This is a genomic window from Candidatus Avelusimicrobium alvi (genome assembly GCF_958451995.1).
Lineage (GTDB): Bacteria > Elusimicrobiota > Elusimicrobia > Elusimicrobiales > Elusimicrobiaceae > Avelusimicrobium > Avelusimicrobium alvi.
This window is the reverse complement of record NZ_CAUDSG010000029.1, coordinates 1-19,329: the sequence shown is the minus strand read 5'-3', so window position 1 is coordinate 19,329 and position 19,329 is coordinate 1. Positions and strand designations below refer to the sequence as shown.

At 54.6% G+C, this 19,329-nt stretch carries 15 protein-coding genes and 1 pseudogene; 1 reads left to right on the top strand and 15 read right to left on the bottom strand.

Going from position 1 to position 19,329, the window contains the following annotated elements:
- The first annotated feature begins 516 nt into the window (after nucleotides 1–516).
- Nucleotides 517–1,677 (top strand): tRNA guanosine(34) transglycosylase Tgt, encoded by a 1,161-nt coding sequence (gene tgt, locus ACQY36_RS06195; RefSeq protein ID WP_428078367.1) that lies wholly within the window; start codon nucleotides 517–519, stop codon nucleotides 1,675–1,677.
- Nucleotides 1,678–1,800: 123 nt separating this feature from the next.
- On the opposite strand, the gene ACQY36_RS06190 is transcribed toward tgt, so the two are convergent.
- From ACQY36_RS06190 to ACQY36_RS06120, 15 genes and pseudogenes are all read right to left on the bottom strand, one after another.
- Nucleotides 1,801–3,180, bottom strand: a complete 1,380-nt coding sequence (locus tag ACQY36_RS06190; protein WP_428078365.1) for a prepilin-type N-terminal cleavage/methylation domain-containing protein — start codon at nucleotides 3,178–3,180, stop codon at nucleotides 1,801–1,803.
- A 436-nt stretch (nucleotides 3,181–3,616) separates the two neighbouring features.
- A complete protein-coding gene (locus tag ACQY36_RS06185) occupies nucleotides 3,617–4,084 on the bottom strand; it encodes a hypothetical protein (RefSeq protein WP_428078363.1) in 468 nt (155 codons plus the stop codon).
- Nucleotides 4,085–4,086: 2 nt separating this feature from the next.
- A complete protein-coding gene (locus tag ACQY36_RS06180) occupies nucleotides 4,087–5,160 on the bottom strand; it encodes a D-alanine--D-alanine ligase family protein (RefSeq protein ID WP_428078361.1) in 1,074 nt (357 codons plus the stop codon).
- Nucleotides 5,161–5,220: 60 nt separating this feature from the next.
- Complete coding sequence (locus tag ACQY36_RS06175; RefSeq protein WP_428078359.1) at nucleotides 5,221–7,386, bottom strand: hypothetical protein; 2,166 nt, start codon at nucleotides 7,384–7,386, stop codon at nucleotides 5,221–5,223.
- A 103-nt stretch (nucleotides 7,387–7,489) separates the two neighbouring features.
- Entirely contained in the window at nucleotides 7,490–8,725 is a 1,236-nt protein-coding gene (locus ACQY36_RS06170) for a bifunctional folylpolyglutamate synthase/dihydrofolate synthase (RefSeq protein WP_428078357.1), read from the bottom strand.
- Nucleotides 8,725–9,987, bottom strand: coding sequence for a UDP-N-acetylglucosamine 1-carboxyvinyltransferase (gene murA, locus ACQY36_RS06165; protein ID WP_428055458.1), 1,263 nt, complete (start codon nucleotides 9,985–9,987; stop codon nucleotides 8,725–8,727). Before murA ends, ACQY36_RS06170 begins: the two co-directional genes overlap by 1 nt.
- Before the next feature lie 22 nt (nucleotides 9,988–10,009).
- Nucleotides 10,010–10,849, bottom strand: a complete 840-nt coding sequence (gene prmC / locus ACQY36_RS06160) for a peptide chain release factor N(5)-glutamine methyltransferase (RefSeq protein WP_428078355.1) — start codon at nucleotides 10,847–10,849, stop codon at nucleotides 10,010–10,012.
- 68 nt (nucleotides 10,850–10,917) lie between these two features.
- The gene (gene prfA / locus ACQY36_RS06155; RefSeq protein ID WP_428078353.1) at nucleotides 10,918–11,976 is read right to left on the bottom strand and encodes a peptide chain release factor 1; all 1,059 of its coding nucleotides are present in this window, start codon (nucleotides 11,974–11,976) and stop codon (nucleotides 10,918–10,920) included.
- A 97-nt stretch (nucleotides 11,977–12,073) separates the two neighbouring features.
- A complete protein-coding gene (rpmE, locus tag ACQY36_RS06150; RefSeq protein WP_428055452.1) occupies nucleotides 12,074–12,424 on the bottom strand; it encodes a 50S ribosomal protein L31 in 351 nt (116 codons plus the stop codon).
- An 83-nt stretch (nucleotides 12,425–12,507) separates the two neighbouring features.
- Nucleotides 12,508–13,839 (bottom strand): transcription termination factor Rho, encoded by a 1,332-nt coding sequence (gene rho, locus ACQY36_RS06145; RefSeq protein WP_428071935.1) that lies wholly within the window; start codon nucleotides 13,837–13,839, stop codon nucleotides 12,508–12,510.
- A gap of 126 nt (nucleotides 13,840–13,965) precedes the next feature.
- A complete protein-coding gene (gene coaE, locus ACQY36_RS06140; RefSeq protein WP_428078352.1) occupies nucleotides 13,966–14,556 on the bottom strand; it encodes a dephospho-CoA kinase in 591 nt (196 codons plus the stop codon).
- A complete protein-coding gene (polA, locus tag ACQY36_RS06135) occupies nucleotides 14,553–17,129 on the bottom strand; it encodes a DNA polymerase I (RefSeq protein ID WP_428078350.1) in 2,577 nt (858 codons plus the stop codon). Before polA ends, coaE begins: the two co-directional genes overlap by 4 nt.
- A 61-nt stretch (nucleotides 17,130–17,190) precedes the next feature.
- Nucleotides 17,191–17,682 carry a TlpA family protein disulfide reductase gene (locus tag ACQY36_RS06130; RefSeq protein WP_428078348.1) on the bottom strand — a complete coding sequence of 164 codons (492 nt, stop codon included), beginning with the start codon at nucleotides 17,680–17,682 and terminating at the stop codon, nucleotides 17,191–17,193.
- A 9-nt stretch (nucleotides 17,683–17,691) separates the two neighbouring features.
- A complete protein-coding gene (gene trxA, locus ACQY36_RS06125; RefSeq protein ID WP_428055444.1) occupies nucleotides 17,692–18,012 on the bottom strand; it encodes a thioredoxin in 321 nt (106 codons plus the stop codon).
- A 289-nt stretch (nucleotides 18,013–18,301) separates the two neighbouring features.
- Nucleotides 18,302–19,329: pseudogene (locus tag ACQY36_RS06120) on the bottom strand (hypothetical protein); the annotation flags it as partial.

Genomic DNA, 19,329 nt, shown 5'->3' with positions numbered 1-19,329 from the left:
CTTTTATTTAGCCTAAAATCAACTCTGCTTTACCCAATGTATCAAAAAAAAAAAACAAATCAACCCCCTTGCCGGGGGCAGGCAATCTGGCCTGGCCAGGGCTAAAGCAATAAACGGTGCTATTAGTTAGATGGGAACAACAAAGGGGGTATGCACCCGTCTGGTAAGGGCGAGCCGCCCGCAGGGTCTGGGCCTTGGGGTTCTGGCGGCGCGCAGCGTGCCTCAACCAGGGTTCAGCAAAATACGGTACTTTTGGATACTTGGGAGAGAAACATTTGGGGATATTCCCGTCTGGTATGCCGCCGCCCGCAGGGTCCGGGCCAGCCGCAGGGGCCTGCTTTCTAATTAATTTTCCGGCTTGTGCGGGAATCTGCAGCTGATACAATATAGTTAGTACGACACCCTGCTTCCGACATCCTAAGCCATAAACCGGAAGACGCCTGCCGGGGGGTAAAAAGCAAGCGTCTTCTTTTTGGTCTTTTGGGGGCGGTCATCCGTATATGGTAAAATATATATATGATTTCCCCTTTTAAAATCCTGTCCAAAGATTCCCATTCCAAAGCCCGCACCGGCGTGCTCTACACCAAGCACGGCGCGGTACACACCCCGGTATTTATGCCGGTGGCGACGCAAGCCTGCGTAAAAGCCCTGACCGACGAAGATTTAAAAAATGCGGGAGCGGAATGTCTGCTTTCCAATACGTATCACCTCTATCTGCGCCCGACGACAAAAATTCTACGGCAGATGGGCGGCCTGCATAAATTTATGAATTGGGACGGCAGTATCTTAACCGATTCCGGCGGATTTCAGGTATACAGCCTGTCCAAATTCCGCAAAATCAAAGAAGAAGGCGTAACGTTCCAGTCCCACCACGACGGCAGCAAACACCTGTTTACGCCCGAAAACGTCATCGGGTTTGAAAACGAAATCGGTTCCGACATCTGGACGATGTTGGATGTCTGCATCCACGCCAAAGACCCTTCCAAACACGACGCGCGCGAAGCCTTAAACATCACCAAACGCTGGGCCGAACGCGCCGCCAAAGCCTACGAAAAAACCGTGCCCGAACAGCACATCACCCAAAACGCGGACGGCAGTTTCTCCGTCGGCAATTCGCTGTTATTCGGCATTATTCAGGGCGCCGTCTTCCCGGACCTGCGCGAAGAAGCCGCCAAGCATATGGCTTCTTTGCCCACGCACGGCTACTGCATCGGCGGGCTGTCGCTGGGCGAAACGCTGGAGCAAATGAACGCCTCCGTTTTGGCCGTAACCGACCACTTGCCCGAAGAAAAACCCCGCTATTTTATGGGCCTGGGCACGCCGGTGGAAATTTTGAATTCCATTGAGCGCGGCGTGGATATGTTTGACTGCGTCTGGCCCACCCGCGTGGCGCGCAACGGCCTGGCTATGACCAGCGGCGGACGCGTGAACATTAAAAACACCGAATACCGCACGCAGGACATCCCGCTTGACCCGGAATGCGACTGCTACACCTGCCGCCGCTATTCCCGCGCGTATCTGTGCCATTTGTACCGCTCGGCCGAGCTCACCAGCCACCGGCTGATGTCCATCCATAACATCCGCTTTTTAATCCGCCTGATGGAACGCGCCAGAGAAGCCATTAAAAACGGTACGTTTTTGGAATTTAAAGACGAAGTGATATCCAAATACAAATAACTTTACGCACGGCGGCCCCGTAAACGGGGCCGTTTTTATTGCGGTTTATCCCTGCAAAACGGCCCCTCTTTCGGGAAGGCCGTTTTTTTGTTTTAAGGTGTTAAGGATAACTGTTAAAACATATTATTTGACACAGCAATCCACCGCATATTGTTCGACGACGTATTTCAGTCCCGTACTCTCTTCGCCGGTGCAGGTTAACTTTATCTGCTCGTAGGCTTTTGAGTTAGATGAAGCGCCACAACCTGATGGGTCGTTATACGCAGGACCTTTTATTACGCAGGAATACGAAGAGCGGTATTCCGTACCTAACATGGACTTGCAGGCGGAAGTCGCGTCCGGATAAACCACCGGATGATTATTACTCCATGTAAATGAAGACGTAGATATTCCTGAACAGGAAGGCAAGGTGTCGTTGACGTATGTCAAGCCTTCACAGCGAGTAACGGTGGACCAGGCTCCCGTCCAACTCCAGCTGGTGCCTTGTTCCGTACCCATCATATAATCGTTGCATTGTTTTTTAGCACTGGCATCTGCCGACGTACAAGTATACGGCCCATAGGAAGAAGAACAGGCATTTGTTTGGGTTTCCGCCCCTGGGTGGCTGACATAGAAACGCTGCACCAAAGTGCGCGACGTATTACAACAGGTGTTCCCCACTTCCTTCCACTCGCAGGTATTGGTACAATATTTCATTATATAGCCAAATTCGCACCCGGTGGTATCCATAACGGGTGCGCTGGGAGTACATTCTCCCTGCCCCGTACATGTCCAAGAGCCCCAGGAGCCGTCCGCACCGCACGTGCGCGTATTAGTACCGCAGTTGCCGCAGGACTCTCCCGTTTCTACGGTCCCGGCGGTACACTCGGCAGGTTCCGGTGCAGGTGCACACTCTTCCGCCGTTTTGGAACACGCACCCAGGCTGGCCGTCCATTTTCCCCACACACATTTCTGCGTGGTCTGCGTTCCGCAGTCATTACAGGGTTGGCTTCCGCTTACTTCTCCGTCCGTACATTCAGCAGGCTCCGGTTCGGGTTGTACTTCGCCCCCCGCACATTCCGCGCCGCTCCGGTAGTCCGCACGCGCTATAAGACTGCTGCATAATGGGTAATCTTTATTTAATTTGGCACACTCCTCTGCGCTTTCACAGCAAAGGCGGCCGTCCCGGTAAGAGGGCATTTCCAGAGTATAATTATATTTCCCTTTACTCTGCGCTTTGATACCGGTCGTCGTGGCCGTATAGGTAAAGTTTTTTGTGTCCGTATCCGGAATAATTTCCGACATTTTGGCCAAATCGGTCAAATAATTTTTGTCCAGCGCACAGCGTTTTTCCTGCTCCGTACGCACCGCCGACATCAGCTCTTCCGCTTCCGTCGTCTTGCGCGTTTCCACTACTTTACTGAACTTCGGCAATACTACCGCCGAAAGCACTCCTATCACGATTACCACTACCAACAGCTCCGTAAGCGTGAAGGCTTTCTTCCTCTTGTGGGATGTTTGCATATTCCCTCCTCGGCTTAATGGGGGGCGTAATAAGATAGGTTCATCACGCCCCCGTTCTCTCTCTGTCTTGGTGGTTGAGGAGGGACAGAAAGAAGATGCTTTTAATCTTCCAAATCGGGGCGTGATAAGCGTAGCTGAAGCGTGTGTGCGTCCCCCCTTTTACCAAGTCCTTTTGCCATCGTATCAAAAAAAAAAAACGAGTCAAGGCCTTCCAGGGGCAGGCAATCTGGCCTAGCCAGGGTTCAGCAAAATACGGCACTTTTAGATATTTGGGAGAGAAACATTCGGGAACGGTTTTTTATCTGCACGGCCTGCAAGTCCAGGCCGCCATGCTATGCGCCCTCATCCTAACGTATTAAAGCGCCATACGCCGCCGCCACGGCATTAAAAAACCCCGCCAAAAAAGCGGGGTTTTTTAATTCAAATCCATCCGGGCTTAATGCTGTTCTGCCGGCACAGGCTCAGCCGTCTTTTTCTTCGGCTCGTATTTGGGAAGCATCGCAAACAGAATATATGCGCTTAACATTTGGAGCGTAAACGCCGCCGAAACAAACACATATTTATAAACGGTCATCGCTTCCACCGAGGGCGTTGCGCTGAATATATAATAAAATTGCCCCAGCACGCGCAAAAGCGGCACAAACGTAAAATCCGCATTAGTCAAAAGCGCCAGCAAGCCCTGCAAGGCGGCCAATACGCACACATACCGCTCGTGCAGTAACATAAACGCCGCCTGGGACGCATACAGCACCAGGAAACCCGCGTGCAGGCGCAAGAGCACGCCGTCCGAAGAAATATCGCGCAGGACCAGAAATAAGTTGACAAACGAACCGAACAGGCAAAAGAAGAAAATAATCTTTACCCAAATATTCAGCCCCACAAAACGCTTAATCAATGTTTGCATAATTAACGGGACAGCGACAGCGCCGCCTTCCGCGCGTGCACCTCACGCGCCAAGTCTATCAGCCGTTCCAAAATCCGGCCGTAATCTTCCCCGCATGCTTCAAACAACTGCGGAAACAAGCTGGTTTCGCTCATACCGGGAAGGGTGTTTATCTCGGAAAAATAATAATTTCCGTTTTTATCCATCAAAAAGTCTACGCGCGCCAGGCCGCTTCCGCGAAGGGCGCGGAAGATGTTTTCACTATCCTGACGCATATGTGCGGCAATGTCCGCCGGGATGTCCGCCGGAACTTTGGTTTCGCAGCCGCCGGCCACAATGTACTTGGCGTTGTAATCAAAAAATTCGCCGGCCACCGTGCGCAGTTCGCCGCAGGCGGAGGATTTCAAATTGTTTTCGTCCCCGTAAATCGCGCAGAAAATTTCCCGCGCGCGGTCCACCCCTTTTTCAATCATCACGTCCGTATCAAACTCAAGCGCAAAATCAATCGCACGGTGCAGTTCTCCCACCTCTTTTACCTTGCGCACGCCGACAGAAGAGCCCAGACGTACGGGTTTTACAAACACGGGCAGGCCCTGTTCCAGCACCCAGCGTTCCAGCCCGGCTTTGTCGTACGGGCGAAACTTGGAAACCACGCGGCAGGGCAGCACGGGCGCGCCGGCTTCGCGGGCGACCAGCTTGGAAATTTCTTTATCCATCCCCATGGCCGAAGCAAGCACGCCGCAGCCTACATACGGCACGTTTAACGTTTCTAAAAAGCCCTGCATGGTGCCGTCTTCACAATTTGTGCCGTGCAGTACGGGGAATACCGCATCTGCGGCTACGCAGAATGAACCGTCCAGCGCCGCAAACGCGGCGTCCGCGCGCAGAACGGGCGTAATGGGTTTATCCCCGGACGTTTGGGGCCCGCAGGATTCCTGCAAAAACCAGCGGCCTTCTTTGCTGATAAAAACGGGATAAATTTGGTATTTGTCCTTTTTATCCGCCAGTATGCGGCAAACGGTTTGCGCGCTGTGGACGGACACTTCGTGTTCGGTGGACTTGCCGCCGTATAAAACGACAACTTTTAACAATGACATACGTTTCTTATTCCTTATGTAAAAGGCCTGACGCATGCATCAGGCCCGGATAGCAGTTTGTTATTTATCTTCCCGGAAAATGGACCATTTCATACGTCCGATAAAACTGTCGGTCTTTTCCAGGAAATCTTCGCCGTCAAAGAGAGGTTCCGGCTGGGGAATCGGGTCGGCCACTTTGATTTCGGGCAAATCGGCCTCGGTCATCACTTTGGATTTCACCGTTTCCTGCATCGTCATAGGCTTTTCGGAAAGGGGTACCCGCTCCTCTTTTTGCGAGGCGGGGGCCTGCGGGCGGACGGCTTGGGGCGCCTGCGGCGCAACCACGGGCTCTTTTTCGGCGGACGGGGCGGAAAGCGTTTCCTGCGGAGCGGCCGGTTTGTTTACCGGTTCCGCCGGTTTGGAGGCCGGCTGATGCGTCTGGGCGGAAGGCCCGGCCGGGCGGGAAGCCGCGGCTTTGCGCAGGGTTTCTTCTTTGGCGGCGCGTTCTTTTTCCTGCACCAGGCGCGCGGCTAAAAGCACCGCGCTTTGGTTGCGCAGCTGCTGGTTTTCTTTGGCCAGCGCTTTCGTTTCGCTTTCCAGTTCTTCGGCGCGTTTTTTCAGTTCGCCCGACTCCAGGGAAATGGTTGCTTTCTCATGCTCCAGGGCTTCTTTTTCGCGGTTAAGCGCTTCTACGCTTTTGGATAATACGTCTTTATCCGAATCCAGCCGGCGGGTATGCTGTTCCAGCGATTCCTTCTCGCGGCCCAAGTGTTCGGCGCGCGCGGCCAGTTCTTCTTTTTCCTGCGTCAGCGCGTGGGTCCGTTCGGCCAGTTCCGCTTTTTCGCGGTTTAAATATTCGGCGCGTTCCGCCAGTTCGGCCTTCTCGCGGCCCAGGGTTTCCGCCCGCTCCGCCAGCACCGCGCGCTCGCGGCTGAGCGTCTGCGCCTGCCCGGTCAATTCGGTTTTTTCGCGCGTCAGCGTTTCGTTGGCGCTTTGGAGCGCGGTGTTGTGGTGCGTCAGCTCTTCGTTATGATGGGAAAGTTCTTCGTTCTGCTGGCCGAGCACTTCAATTTTATGTTTCAGCTGCTCAATCACCGCGTCGTTATTATTGATTTTTTCAAGCAGTTCTTTAAAGTTCTGTTCCAGCATTTCTTTTTCCCGGCGCACGGCTTCCAGCGAGGCCTGGGCCTGCTCCAGTTCGGCGGCCAGCCCGTCGCGCTGGCCTTCCAGCGTGCGCAGGCGTTCGGAGAATACCGCCAGCTGTTTTTTGGCGGTTTTGGAGCTGTTTTCCTGCAAGGCGGCCATTTCGGCTTTGAGCGTGAGCAGTTCGCGCTCTTTGGCTTCCAGGCGGGCCAGCGCTTCTTCCTTCTCGGCGGCCGCCTTGTGGAGTTTTAAATTTTCGGCCTTTAAGGATTCAATCTCTTCCACCTGCTTCATACAGGTGTCGGAAATTTCCTGCAGCTGGTTTTCCAGGCTGGAAACTTTCTGCTGGTATTCCTGTTTGATGGAAATGATGCGGCCTTCAAAATCAAAAGATTTAAAGCGTTCTTCGGCGGCGGTCAGCTGGTCGCGCAGGGAGAGGATTTCCTTGGCCTGCTCGGCGGATTTTTTAAGCGCCTCCATTTTTTCCTGCTGCACTTTTTTAATTTCGCGGTCCAGCGCGCTGTTGACGGCTTTTAACTGCGAGGCTTTCTGGCGCAGGCTGGAAATAATGCGTTCTTTTTCTTCGCGGTCCACGCGGTTTTTTTCGTTCCGGGCGGAGTGGAAATTGGCCGTCTGGTAATGGTAGATGGCGGTATGGTCGGCGTCGCCGGCTTTAAACGCGGGCGGCACGGGGTCAAAACTGCGCTGCACGTCGGGCTCGCGGTACGCGAAAGAGCGGTCCTGCTGGGCGCGGGAAAGGTTTTCCACGCTGGCTTTTAAATTGGCGATGGTGCGGGAGAGATGTTCCAGAAAAGCGTCTTTGTCTTTTTGGCGTTCCATCGCTTCGCGCGTGCGCGCCAGCTCGGAAAGAATCATCTGGTTTTGGGTGGAGGAGGCTTCAAAACGTTCTTCCAGTTCCCGGATTTTTTGCTCCAGTTTTTCAAACGAACGTTCGTATTGGGCGGGTTTGGCGGGAACGGAGCCCTCGCGCGGGGCGTAGGCGCCCTCGGGCGGATTGGAGTCCGAAAAAGTTTGCTCTTTGAATTTCTCCAGGAATTGGGCGATGTCCCCGTGTCCGTCAAATTGATTGTTGTCTAACGCCATTGTCGCTCCCCGTCCTCAAAATGCTTACATTAAATTTAACCACAATCCCCCCGCTACTGTCAACCCCGTTTTCTGACGGAGAACGCCGCCCGCGCCGCCGCGCTTACAAACGCAGTTTTCCGCGCACCGCGCCCGCCAGGTAAAAGGACCCCGTACACAATACGCGCGGATACTTTTTAGCCGACATAAGCGCTTTTTTCCAGTCCGGTTCAAAGACAATTTGGGCCTTTTTGGGCAGGGCCGCGCGGATGCTTTCTTCTCCCGCCCCGCGCGGAGAAGGCGGAACGGTAACGATGATATTTTTAAAATGCGGGCACAGCAACGCAAGCATTTTTTTATAATCTTTGTCTTTCATAAACCCGCACAATAGGGTGGTATCCTGGGTAAAAGGCGTTTTTTGCCAAAACTCCGTCAGCAGTTCCACGGCCTGCGGGTTATGCGCGCCGTCTAAAATAAACGTGGTTTTGCCCGTGCGGGCCACTTCAAACCGGCCGGGCAGGCTAAGCGTTTCAAACGCTTTTTTCACCGCCGCATCCGGCAGGCCCAGCAGTTTGGCCGCGTGATACGCAACGCACGCGTTAATCGTCTGGCGGCGGCCCAGCGCATGCAACAGCCATTCCCGCCCGTCCTGCGTATGCAGAACCGTTTGGTTATTTACATAATCATACGCGTATTCAAAAAAGGGTTCCCCCTCGCCGACAAACGTAAGCGGCGCCCGCTTTTCTTTGGCGGTTTTTCGGATGACTTCGCGCGCGGCGGGATTGACCGTGCCGCTGATAACCGGCACGCCGGGTTTGATAATGCCGGCTTTTTCCCGCGCGATTTGCGCGAGGCTGGAGCCCAGGTATTGCATATGGTCCAGCCCGATGGAAGTGATAAGGCTCAGCACGGGCGTGCAGATGTTGGTAGGGTCTTTGCGGCCGCCGAGGCCGGTTTCCAGCACGGCGTATTCCACGCCGCGACGCGCGAAATGCACCAGGGCGGCGGCGGTTAAAATTTCAAAAAAATTGAGTTCTTCTTCCTCTTCCTGAAACACCGCCAGCGCGGCGTTTGAAAAAGCCTGTTTGGAAACGGGCGCGCCGTTAATTTGAATGCGCTCCACGGCAGACACCAAATGCGGCGACACGAAAAGCCCGGTTTTGTACCCCGCACACGCCAGCGCGCGCGCCGTCATGGTGCAGACGGAGCCTTTGCCGTTGGTGCCCGCCACGTGAATGATTTTAAAGCGGTTTTGGGGATTGCCCAGCCTTTCCAGCAGAGCGCGGAAGCCTTCCGGGCCCGCGCCGCAGCCGACGCCGGACCGTTTGAGGATGTAATTAAAAACGATGTCAAAACTCATTATTTATCAGGGTTATACCGGCGGATATCCGCCCCCAGAGCGGTTAGTTTTTGCTCTAAATTTTCGTAGCCGCGGTCTATGTGATAGACGCGCTCCACTTCCGTTTCGCCCGCCGCGCACAGCCCGGCGATGACCAGCGCCATCCCTCCGCGCAGGTCGGACGCCTGCACGTGCGCCGCGCACAGCGTTTTTACGCCCGTAATGCGCGCCACGCTTTTTTCCGTTACGATCTCCGCGCCCATACGCACCAATTCCGGCGCGTGCATAAAGCGGTTTTCAAAAATATCTTCATCCACTTCCGCCGTACCGCTGCATAGCGTCATCAGCGTCATCCACGGGGCCTGCAAATCCGTCGCAAATCCGGGGTACGGCGCGGTGCGCACGCGCACGGGCTTAATCTCCCCGTCATAGGCGTGTACATGTACGGAGTCCGGCGTAACGTCCAGCGTAAATCCGGCTTCCTGCAGCGCTTCAATTAAAATGGAATTGTGTTCCGGCACGCATCCGTCCACGGTTACGTCCCCGCGCGTAGCGGCCGCCGCCAGCATATACGAACCGCTTTCAATGCGGTCCGCTACCACGGCGTGTTCCGCGCCGTGCAAAGCGGTTTTTCCGCGCACAATCAGCTGGCCTTTGTCGCCCACGCGGATGTCCGCCCCCATTTTATTTAAGAAAGCGATTACATCGTCCACTTCCGGCTCTTTGGCGACGTTTTCCAACACCGTCTCGCCCGGAATCAGGCACGCGCACATCAACAGGTTCTGCGTCGCGCCCACGCTGGGAAAACGCAGCACGATTTTCGCCGGCACCAGCTCCTTGGCGCGCAGAATCACGTTGCCCGCTTTCATTTCGCATTCCGCGCCCAGCTTTTCAAATCCTTTTAAGTGAATATCCACCGGGCGCACGCCGATGGCGCACCCGCCGGGCAGCGGAATTTCGGCCACTTTAAAACGCGCCAGCAGCGGCCCGGCCACCCAAAAACTCGCGCGCATTTGCTTGACGAGCTCGTACGGCAGATTATTTTTCAGCACTCCGTCCGCCGTAACGGTAACGGTGTTATCCTTGTATTCAATTTTTTTGCCCAAATACTCCAAAATTTTAAGCGTGGTGCGTACGTCGCGCAAATTGGGCACGCGGTGCAAGACGCACGGTTCGTCCGTCAACAGCGTAGCCACCAGAATGGGAAGCGCGGCGTTTTTACTGCCGCTTGTATGCACGGAACCGTTTAATTTTTTTCCGCCGCGGATAATAAATCTGTCCATAAATTCTCCTGAGATAAAAAGGTTAAATTTTGCGGGCGAGTACAAACCGCTCTATGTTAAATATATCTTTTTTTACTTCAGCCTTCCACCCGATTTCTTCCAGTCCCCGCGCAAGCGGCCAGGCCTGGCCTTTGCACAGCTCCAGCGCCAACAGACCGCCGGGTTTTAAATACCCCGCCGCCGCTTGGCAGAGCGGGCGGGTGATATTATAGCCGTCTTCCCCGCCGTCTAACGCCAGGCGCGGTTCGTGCTTTACTTCGCGCGTCAGACCCTCTAAGTCCGCCGTCGGGATATAGGGCGGATTGGAAATAATTAAATCAAACGTCCCCATCACGTTTTCCCACAAATCGCTTTGCAGAAACTGGATGCGCTCGGTCAGCCGGTGAATGCGGGCGTTTTCCTGCGCCACGCGCAAAGCGGCTTCGGACACGTCCGCCGCCAGCACGCGCGCCTGCGGAAATTTATTCGCCAGCGCCAGCGCAATACATCCGCTTCCGGTGCACATATCCAAAAATTCGTACCGCCCCCGGCGGTCAAACGCCGCCGCGGCCAGCTCCGCCAGTTCCTCCGTTTCCGGGCGCGGCGTGAGCACGTCCGGCGTAACCCGGATATCCAGCCCGCAGAAAGGCTGAAAACCCACAATGTGCGAAAGCGGCTCCCCCGCTTCCTTGCGGGTAAGCATACGGTTAAAAACGGCTTCGTCTTCGGGTGAAATTTCACGCGAGGCATTCGCCAGCACCCACGTACGGCTGACGTTTAACGCGCAAGCCAGCAGCCACTCTGCGTTGGCCTGCGGCTCGTCCGAGCCGGCGGATTGCAGACGGGTTACGGCGGATTGCAAAAGTTGGGCGGCGCAAGGCATATTTTCTCCTTATAAAAAACGCCGGGCAACCCCCTTCGGCCGCCCGGCGCAAGCAAAACAAGCGGCAATCAGATTTGCAGATTTTTGAGTTTCTGCTCCACGCGAAACGCGCGCAAATCTTCCAAAATAGGCTCAATGTTGCCTTCCATAATTTCCATCAGGTTATGGTAAGATTTGTCCGTGCGGTGGTCGGTTACGCGGCTTTGCGGAAAGTTATACGTGCGGATTTTTTCCGAGCGGTCCCCCGTGCCCACCTGCGCTTTGCGTTCGTCGTAAATTTCTTTATTGCGTTTTTCTTCTTCAATCTGGTAAAGCTTGGCGCGCAGCATGGCCATGGCTTTTTCGCGGTTTTTGCCCTGGTGGCGCTCTTCGCGGCAGGACACGACAATGCCCGTAGGCTTGTGAATAATGCGCACGGCGGTTTCCACCTTGTTTACGTTCTGGCCGCCCGCGCCGCCGGAACGGCAGGTTTCCATTTCCAAATCTTCGGGGCGGATTTCAATGTCAATTTCTTCGGCTTCCGGCATAATCGCCACCGTAACCGTGGACGTATGCACGCGGCCCGCGGTTTCGGTGTCCGGCACGCGCTGCACGCGGTGCGTGCCCGCTTCGTTGCGAAGCCAGGAATATGCGCCCTCGCCCTTGATAAACATACTGACGTATTTGCAGCCTTTTAAACCGGTGGGCGTAAATTCCAAAATTTCGGTGGCCCAGCCTTTGGTCTGCGCAAAATGCTGGTATACGCGCAGGAGTTCCGCCGCAAACAGCGCGGATTCGTCCCCGCCCGCGCCGGGGCGGATTTCCAGGTAAATGTTTTTGGAGTCGTTCGGGTCCGGCGGAATGACGAGAATGCGCAGTTCCTTTTGCAGGTCCGGCAGTTTGGCCTCCAGCTCCGCCAGCTCTTCGGCCGCCATTTTGACGAGTTCTTTGTCTTCGCCGGCTTCAATCATGGCGCGGTCGTCCGCGATGGCCTTTTCGGCGGAAGCGATTTCCTGCTCCTTCTCAATAATGGGCTTTAAAAACGCGTGGCGTTTGGCTTTTACGGCCAAATCCTGCCCGCTGAGATTGCCGGAAGCGAGTTCTTCTTCCAGCTGTTTAAATTCGGTTACGTATTTGGAGGTATCCATAAAAAATCCTTACTGACGGGGAATATCCGGCCTTCGGCCCTACAAAGAAAAAGAGCAGACCCCCTTTCGGACAGTCTGCTCTTTTAAAGAATCGTTGCTATTTGGCTTCCGCGCCGGTTTCGGCCTTGGGGGCAGCTTTTTTGGCCGGTTTTTTAACAGCGGCGGCTTTTTTGGCCACGGCCGGCTTTTTGACGAGCTTGGCCTTGGCTTTTACTTCGGTTTTCGGTTTGCGGACCAAGGTTTTACCTTCGGTTTTCGCAAAGCGTTTGTTGAATTTTTCCACCATACCTTCGGTGTCCAACAGTTTCTGTTTGCCGGTAAAGAAAGGGTGGCAGGCGGAGCAGATGTCAAGCTTTAAAGTTTTGGCCGTGGAGCGGGTCATAAATTTGTTACCGCAGGCGCAGACGGCTTCTACGAATTCGTAAGTCGGGTGTATTTTCTCTTTCATTTTAGTCTTCCTTTAAAAATCTTATAGTTTATTTTACCATATATCGCGGGGTTTGGGAAAGCAAATTCTTTTCCCCGCCCAAGCTAGAAGGCGTTTACTTCCATCTGCTTGAAAAAGTCTTTATTGGACTTGGTGGAGGACAGTTTCTCCAGCAACAGCGTCATCGCGTCCACCGAGCTTAACGGCGCAAGCACTTTGCGCATAATCCAGACTTTGTTCAGTTCGTCTTCCGAGAGCAGCAGGTTTTCCTTGCGCGTGGAGCTGCGGTTGATGTCCACCGCCGGGAAAATGCGCCGTTCGGAAAGTTTGCGGTCCAGGCACAGTTCGCTGTTGCCCGTACCTTTGAACTCTTCAAAAATCACTTCGTCCATGCGGCTGCCGGTGTCAATCATGGCGGTGGCGATAATGGTTAACGAACCGCCTTCTTCAATATTGCGCGCCGCGCCCAAAAAGCGTTTGGGTTTTTGCAAAGACGTCGCTTCCAAACCGCCCGTCAATACGCGTCCGGACGACGGGGCCACCGTATTGTACGCGCGGGCCAGGCGGGTGATGGAATCCAGCAAAATCACCACGTCTTTGCCCTGTTCGGCCATGCGTTTGGCTTTTTCCAGCACCATTTCGGCCACCTGAACGTGGCGGTCCGCCGGTTCGTCAAACGTAGAAGCCACCACTTCGCCTTTTACGCTGCGGCTCATATCCGTTACTTCTTCGGGGCGTTCGTCAATCAACAGCACCATGAGCACCGCGTCTTTGTGGTTTTCGGCGATGGAATGGGCGATGGCCTGCAAAATCATCGTTTTACCGCTTTTGGGCGGCGCGACGATCAGCGCGCGCTGGCCTTTGCCGATGGGCGCCATCAAATCAATCACGCGCTGGGTAAGCGAGGATTTGTCAATTTCCAGCGTAAAACGTTCGTTGGGGTGAAGCGGGGTGAGGTTTTCAAAAAGCGGGCGGTTGTATACTTTGTCGGAATCCAAACCGTTTACTTTTTGCACTTGGAGCATCGCGAAAAAACGTTCGTTGTCTTTGGGCGGGCGGATTAAGCCTTCAATCGTATCCCCTTTGCGAAGCCCAAAGCGTTTAATCTGAGAAGGAGAAACGTAAATGTCTTCGGCCCCGGCCAGGTAATTGTTCTCTTCCGAGCGCAAAAAGCCAAAGCCGTCGGGCAGGATTTCCAGCACGCCCCCGCCGTAGACGGAGCCGTTTTGCTTGGCCTGCACGGCGATAATGCGTCCGATGAGTTCCTGCTTGCGCAGGCTGGAAATGTCTTCTAAATTGTAATTGATGGCCAGCTTGGTCAGTTCCGGCATGCTCAGCTTGTTGAGCGCGCGGGCGTCCATCGGCTTGGCGCCGTTGGGACGCGCCGGGACGGGCTGCAAAGCGGCGGACGCCGGCTTCTGCCCGGGGCGGACCATGCGGGCGGGTTTTTGGGTTTTTGCTTCTTCGGCGGCGGGTGCCGCGGCGGCCGTTTTGGCCGGCTTGGCTTCTTTGGCAGGTTTAGCGGTTTTTTCCTGCGAGGTGATTTCTTCCATTGTAACTCCTTACTTGGCTCCGTAAATATATTCAAACGCCCGGCAAAGGCGCTTTACTTTTAACCCCAAATCGGTTTTGTCTCCCCGGTTGGCGAGGATAATGTCGGCCCGGAGGGCTTTTTCTTTTTCCGGCAGCTGTGTTTCCAAACGCCGTTTGTATTCGGCGCAGGTAATACCCCTGGCCCGGAGGCGTTTTGCAAGCGTGCGCCGGTTCCCCAGCACCACGACGTTCAAATCTGTCAATTTATCCCACCCGGCTTCAAACAGCAAAGGCACTTCCACCACCACTACGGTGTTTGCACAGCTTTTCACCCGTTTGGCCGCAAGGGCCAACACTTTGGGGTGCAGGCAGGCTTCCAGCCTGCGGCGGCCTTCTTCGTCAGCAAACACACGCCGGGCCACTTCGGCCGGTTCGGCGGAACCGAACCACGCCAGCAGTTTTTTGCGCACGGCCGGGGTTTGGTACAGTTCCCGCACCAGTTCATCGGCGGATACCGTTCCGGCTCCGTACCTGGTAAAATACGACAGCGCCGTACTCTTGCCGCTTAAAATACTTCCGGTAAGACCCACCACAAGCTTATCTTTAGCGCGTAGAATCATAAAGGCAGTTTTTCCAGCTCATACCAGTTCTTGCCGGCTTTGGCGCTGGCCAAAAGCGGCACCCGCAGGCGCACGGCGTTCTGCATCAGTTCTTTAATGCGGGCGGCCGTTTCGCCCAAACGGTCCTGCGGAAGCTCAAAAATCAATTCGTCGTGCACCTGCATCGTCATTTGTACGGCGGTGCCGCGGTAGGCCTCAAATACGTCAATCATCGCTTTTTTGATGATATCGGCCGAACCGCCCTGCACGATGGTGTTGATGGCCGCACGCTGGGCAAAAGAAGACATGGAACCTACACCCATATTAAATTCCGGCAGATAACGCACATGCCCCAGCATCGTTTTTACATATCCGTTTTGGCGGGCGGCGGCAATATTTTTATCAATCCACTCGCGCACGACGCGGTAATTTTTGAAATAATTGTCGATATATTCTTTTGCTTCACGCATGGAAATGCCAAGCGATTGGGAGAGCCCCATCGGGCCCTGCCCATAAATGATACCAAAATTAATTGCTTTTGCACTAGAGCGCATTTGCTCGCTTACCATCAGCGGCATCACGCCGAAAATCTGCGCGGCGGTCTGCGTGTGGATGTCCCCCCCGTCTAAAAACGACTGGACGAGCACCGGGTCCTGGCTTTCGTGCGCAAGCACGCGCAAATCAATCTGCGAATAGTCCACGCTTAAAAGCACATTACCCGGCGCCGCGCAGAAAGCTTTGCGCAGCAGGCGGCCTTTTTCGGTGCGGACGGGAATGTTCTGCAGGTTCGGGCTGGAGCTGGAGAGACGGCCCGTAACGGTGCCGGTCTGGTCCAGGTACGAGTGGACTTTGTCGTCCTCGTCGGCCATTAAAAGCAGATTGTCCACATAGGCGGATTTTAATTTATTGTTGGAGCGATATTCCAAAATGGCGCGCGCGACGGGATGCGTCTGTGCGATTTGCTCCAGCACTTCTTCGTCCGTGGAATAACCGGTTTTGGTTTTTTTGACGGGCGGAATTTTCATTTCTTCAAACAAAAGGGTGCCGAGCTGTTTGGTGGAGTTGATGTTGACGGCGTAGCCCGCGCGGGCGTCAATATCTTTTTGCAAACGGGCGATTTCCTGCTCCAAGAGCGCCTTGAAACTTTCCAGCCAGCCCGGGTCCACCCGAAAGCCCGCAAATTCCATATCCGACAGCACCATCATCAGCGGCAGCTCCAGCGTGCGGTACAAATCGTACTGGCCGCTCTCTTTGAGTTTTTGCGTCAGCAGGTCTTTCATTTTCCAGATAAAACGGTTGTACTCCGCCATCAGCGCGCGGGAATCCTCTTCGCTGACGGTGGCCGAAAAATACTCCGAGCACGCGCCCGAAAAACTCAAATCACCCGACGGGTCCAGCAGGTAGCGCGCCAGGCGGCCGTCAAAACACGTAATAAACTGCCCGCGCACGTTAATGTCCAGCTCGCGAAGCGTCAGTTTTAAATCGTAGCCGATTTTTTCCACCGCGTCGTTTTCCACCAGCTTTTTAAGCGCGTCCAGCTCCCATGGCTGAAGCTCCGCCACGGGCACCACGGCGGCTTCGGTTTCATTTAAGCCCAGCACCGCCAGCTCGTCCTGTGCGTGTATGAAAATTTTTCCGCCGGCTTCCGCGCGTTTTAACACGTCCGCCACCGGCAGTTCCGTTTGGACCGAAGACAAAATCACCGGCACGGAAGGACGCGGAGCCTGCAGAAAATCCAACAGGTTTTTAAATTCGTACCGTTCAAACAGCGCGCCGAGTTTTTCTTTATCCGGCGTGCGCACGCGGTAATCGTTTAAGTGAAAAGGGATATTCAAATCCGGGTCCAGCACCACGAGCTGCTTGGAGAGCAGCGCTTCGCCTTCGTGGGTCAGAATTTTTTTGGCCAGTGCGGGTTTTAAATCGGGGTTGTCGTTCTGCGCGGCGCGGATGATGTCTTCCAAATGGCCGAATTTGTTGATTAAATCCACCGCGCTTTTGGGGCCTACGCCCATAATGCCGGGGATATTGTCCGACGCGTCGCCCACAATGGAAAAATAATCCGGCAGGAACGGCACATCCACGCCGAACTTTTCCTTGGCGGCTTCCGGCCCTTTAAAGCCGTCCTTGCCGCCGGCGGGCCAAATATGAATAAAATCGTTTAGAAACTGGTACACGTCTTTATCCGACGTAACCAGCACGCTGGGCACCTGCTCCTTGGCCGCGCCGATGGCTAAAAAAGCCATTAAATCGTCGGCTTCAATGCCGCTTTGCGCCACCACCGCAAGCCCCAGTTCGTGCACCAGCTCGCGCGCCAAATTTAACTGGCTGACCAGCGCGTCATCCGGTTTTTTGCGGTTGGCTTTATACGTGGGCAGCAGCGCCTTGCGCCGCGCGCAGCCGCCGGGAGAATCAAAACACACCGCCACGTAAGCGGGGTTTTGCTCGCGCAGCATTTTAATCAGCCATCTTAAAAAACCGTACAGCGCCCCCACTTCCTGGCCGGACGAAGTCGTCAGTTTCGGCAGCGCGTGATAGTTGCGGTGCAGGAAGCCGTGGGCGTCAATTAAAAACAGCTGGGGTGAAAAATTTTTCATACGGGCAGCGGGCGGGACGGATAATCTCTCCCGCTCCCGGAAAGGGAGCGGGAGGAAACGGCTATCTTAAAGCGTTAATTTTATTTTCAATGGCCTGCTGGGTCGCGGCTCTGGAATCGGCCGAATACCCTCTGAGGGACAGCATAACGGAATCGTTATACACCACGACAAACGTCGGCAGTGCGGAAACCGCCCAGGCGTCTTTTAAAAACACGCCGCCGGGGCCGGCTACGTCTTTCTCCACGTCCAGCGTGAAAAAGTGCACGTTGCCGTACTTGGCGTACTTGTTCATCAGCTCGGGGAACATCTGCTGTTTGGCCTCGCGGCACGGGCGGCAATACGCCGCCGAAAACATAACAACAAACACCTGGTCCTTTTTCATGGACGCATAGGACTGGCTGGTTAAAACCGGGAGGGAGGAAGAATCCCCGCCCGAAACGGTTTTACCGCCGGCAGCGGTGCACACGCCGCCGGCGCAATCTTGCGCCGCCAGCGAAAACACACCGCCCGCCAGCAGGGCAAGTGCAAAACTCCATATAAATATTTTTTTCATAAACACACCTTACAGCAAGGCGTTAAGTTTTTCCTGCAAAGCCGCCTTGGATTGCAATCCCACCGTCTGTCCGGCGACTTCGCCGTCCTTAAAGAAAATAATAGTGGGAATGGAGGTGATGCGGTATTTGGAGCTGGTATCGGCGCCGTCGTCGGTGTTTAATTTGCACACTTTCACTTTGCCGGCGTATTCTTTGGCCAGTTCTTCCACCACGGGGCCCAACATACGGCACGGGCCGCACCAGGTCGCCCAAAAATCCACCATCACCGGGCCTTTATGTTTCAACACTTCTTCTTCAAAATTAGCATCCGTCAAAATCACTTCGCTCATACGTCTCCCCCTTCAGTTTATTACTGTATGGAATTATACTTTAAGTATACTATAATCAAAGGCTACCAGACAAAACCCCGCTTGTCAAGGCGGAAATCGGATTAGTAAGAAGGAGGGACTCCATAAAAGTCCCTCCTTTTTACTGTCAAACCGGCGGTTTAAAAAAACGGCCGCGTACCGCCGCCGAAAAACCCGCTAAAGCCAGACAAGTAAAACGCCGCCGCCCGATATATCCAAAAAATCCTCCCCCGCAACAATCCGGGGGAGGAATGACACGAACAGAATTTTATTAAATACAGCTCACGTTTCCGTACGTCACGTCACCGCCGCCGCAGTCCATTACTGAAACGTTGCACCAGGTATATTCAGAATCCGCATCAAAGTTGACAGCGCGCATCATATAAGAAGTGCAACCGCCGCCGCCGCCACCGCCGCCGCCGCCACCGCCGCTGGAGCCGCTGGAAGCGCAAGGACGCTTTTCCCATTTGCAGTTTTTACATGTCTGGCCGCTGTTGCAAGTCTGGTTAGAGGTAGAACTGCCGCTGCCCAATCCATCGTTAATCCCGGAATCAACTACCAAATCCTGACTAGGTTTCCTCGTCTGAAGACATTGGGTCGGCCCCGTGCAGGTATATCCGCCCCAGTCGCGGGCATCACCCGTCCAGCATTCAGCGCCTTCTTTTAACGTTTTTACACCGGTGAAGGTGGCCTCCCATTTTCCATTTTTACATTCTTGCGTAATTTTTCTCGTGCCACAATCGTATTGTTCCTCAATTTGACGCGTGACCCCCTCACTGCAAAGGGAAAGACACTGTGCAACCGTTTTACTGCATTCCCCCGCCTCGGTAATCCAGGTTCCGTCCACGCATTTTTCCGTGGTCTGCGTCCCGCATATATTACACGTTTGGCTGCCCCGGGTTGCGCCGTTGAAGCAGGTCGGCACTATCGCACACTCCGCTTCCGTCTTGCTGCATGTATTCCAATTTCCCGTTTTCCATTGGCCGGTTGCCGTATCACACGTTACACTACGAGTCTGTGTGCCGCAGTTGTTACACGCCTGGCTCTCTTCCGGTTTCGTGCCCGTACATTCGCAAGCGTCGCTGATACTGCACGCGCTCCACCCGCTCCACGTCCCCGTGGACGTATCGCACGTACGCGTTTGTGTTCCGCCATTGTTGCACCCGCACGACTGCGTGGAAGAACCCGTACATTGTTTCTCTTCCGGTTCCCCAGCACATTCCGCACCGCTCTGATAGTCCGCTCGCGCCATTAAGGCAGAACATAACGGGTAATCTTTATTCAGCTTCGCACATTCCG

Bases quoted from the DNA above. Each gene is read 5' to 3' on its own strand.
- tgt (WP_428078367.1), top strand. From the start codon at position 517: ATGATTTCCCCTTTTAAAATCCTGTCCAAAGATTCCCATTCCAAAGCC.
- ACQY36_RS06190 (WP_428078365.1), bottom strand. From the start codon at position 3,180: ATGCAAACATCCCACAAGAGGAAGAAAGCCTTCACGCTTACGGAGCTG.
- ACQY36_RS06185 (WP_428078363.1), bottom strand. From the start codon at position 4,084: ATGCAAACATTGATTAAGCGTTTTGTGGGGCTGAATATTTGGGTAAAG.
- ACQY36_RS06180 (WP_428078361.1), bottom strand. From the start codon at position 5,160: ATGTCATTGTTAAAAGTTGTCGTTTTATACGGCGGCAAGTCCACCGAA.
- ACQY36_RS06175 (WP_428078359.1), bottom strand. From the start codon at position 7,386: ATGGCGTTAGACAACAATCAATTTGACGGACACGGGGACATCGCCCAA.
- ACQY36_RS06170 (WP_428078357.1), bottom strand. From the start codon at position 8,725: ATGAGTTTTGACATCGTTTTTAATTACATCCTCAAACGGTCCGGCGTC.
- murA (WP_428055458.1), bottom strand. From the start codon at position 9,987: ATGGACAGATTTATTATCCGCGGCGGAAAAAAATTAAACGGTTCCGTG.
- prmC (WP_428078355.1), bottom strand. From the start codon at position 10,849: ATGCCTTGCGCCGCCCAACTTTTGCAATCCGCCGTAACCCGTCTGCAA.
- prfA (WP_428078353.1), bottom strand. From the start codon at position 11,976: ATGGATACCTCCAAATACGTAACCGAATTTAAACAGCTGGAAGAAGAA.
- rpmE (WP_428055452.1), bottom strand. From the start codon at position 12,424: ATGAAAGAGAAAATACACCCGACTTACGAATTCGTAGAAGCCGTCTGC.
- rho (WP_428071935.1), bottom strand. From the start codon at position 13,839: ATGGTCCGCCCCGGGCAGAAGCCGGCGTCCGCCGCTTTGCAGCCCGTC.
- coaE (WP_428078352.1), bottom strand. From the start codon at position 14,556: ATGATTCTACGCGCTAAAGATAAGCTTGTGGTGGGTCTTACCGGAAGT.
- polA (WP_428078350.1), bottom strand. From the start codon at position 17,129: ATGAAAAATTTTTCACCCCAGCTGTTTTTAATTGACGCCCACGGCTTC.
- ACQY36_RS06130 (WP_428078348.1), bottom strand. From the start codon at position 17,682: ATGAAAAAAATATTTATATGGAGTTTTGCACTTGCCCTGCTGGCGGGC.
- trxA (WP_428055444.1), bottom strand. From the start codon at position 18,012: ATGAGCGAAGTGATTTTGACGGATGCTAATTTTGAAGAAGAAGTGTTG.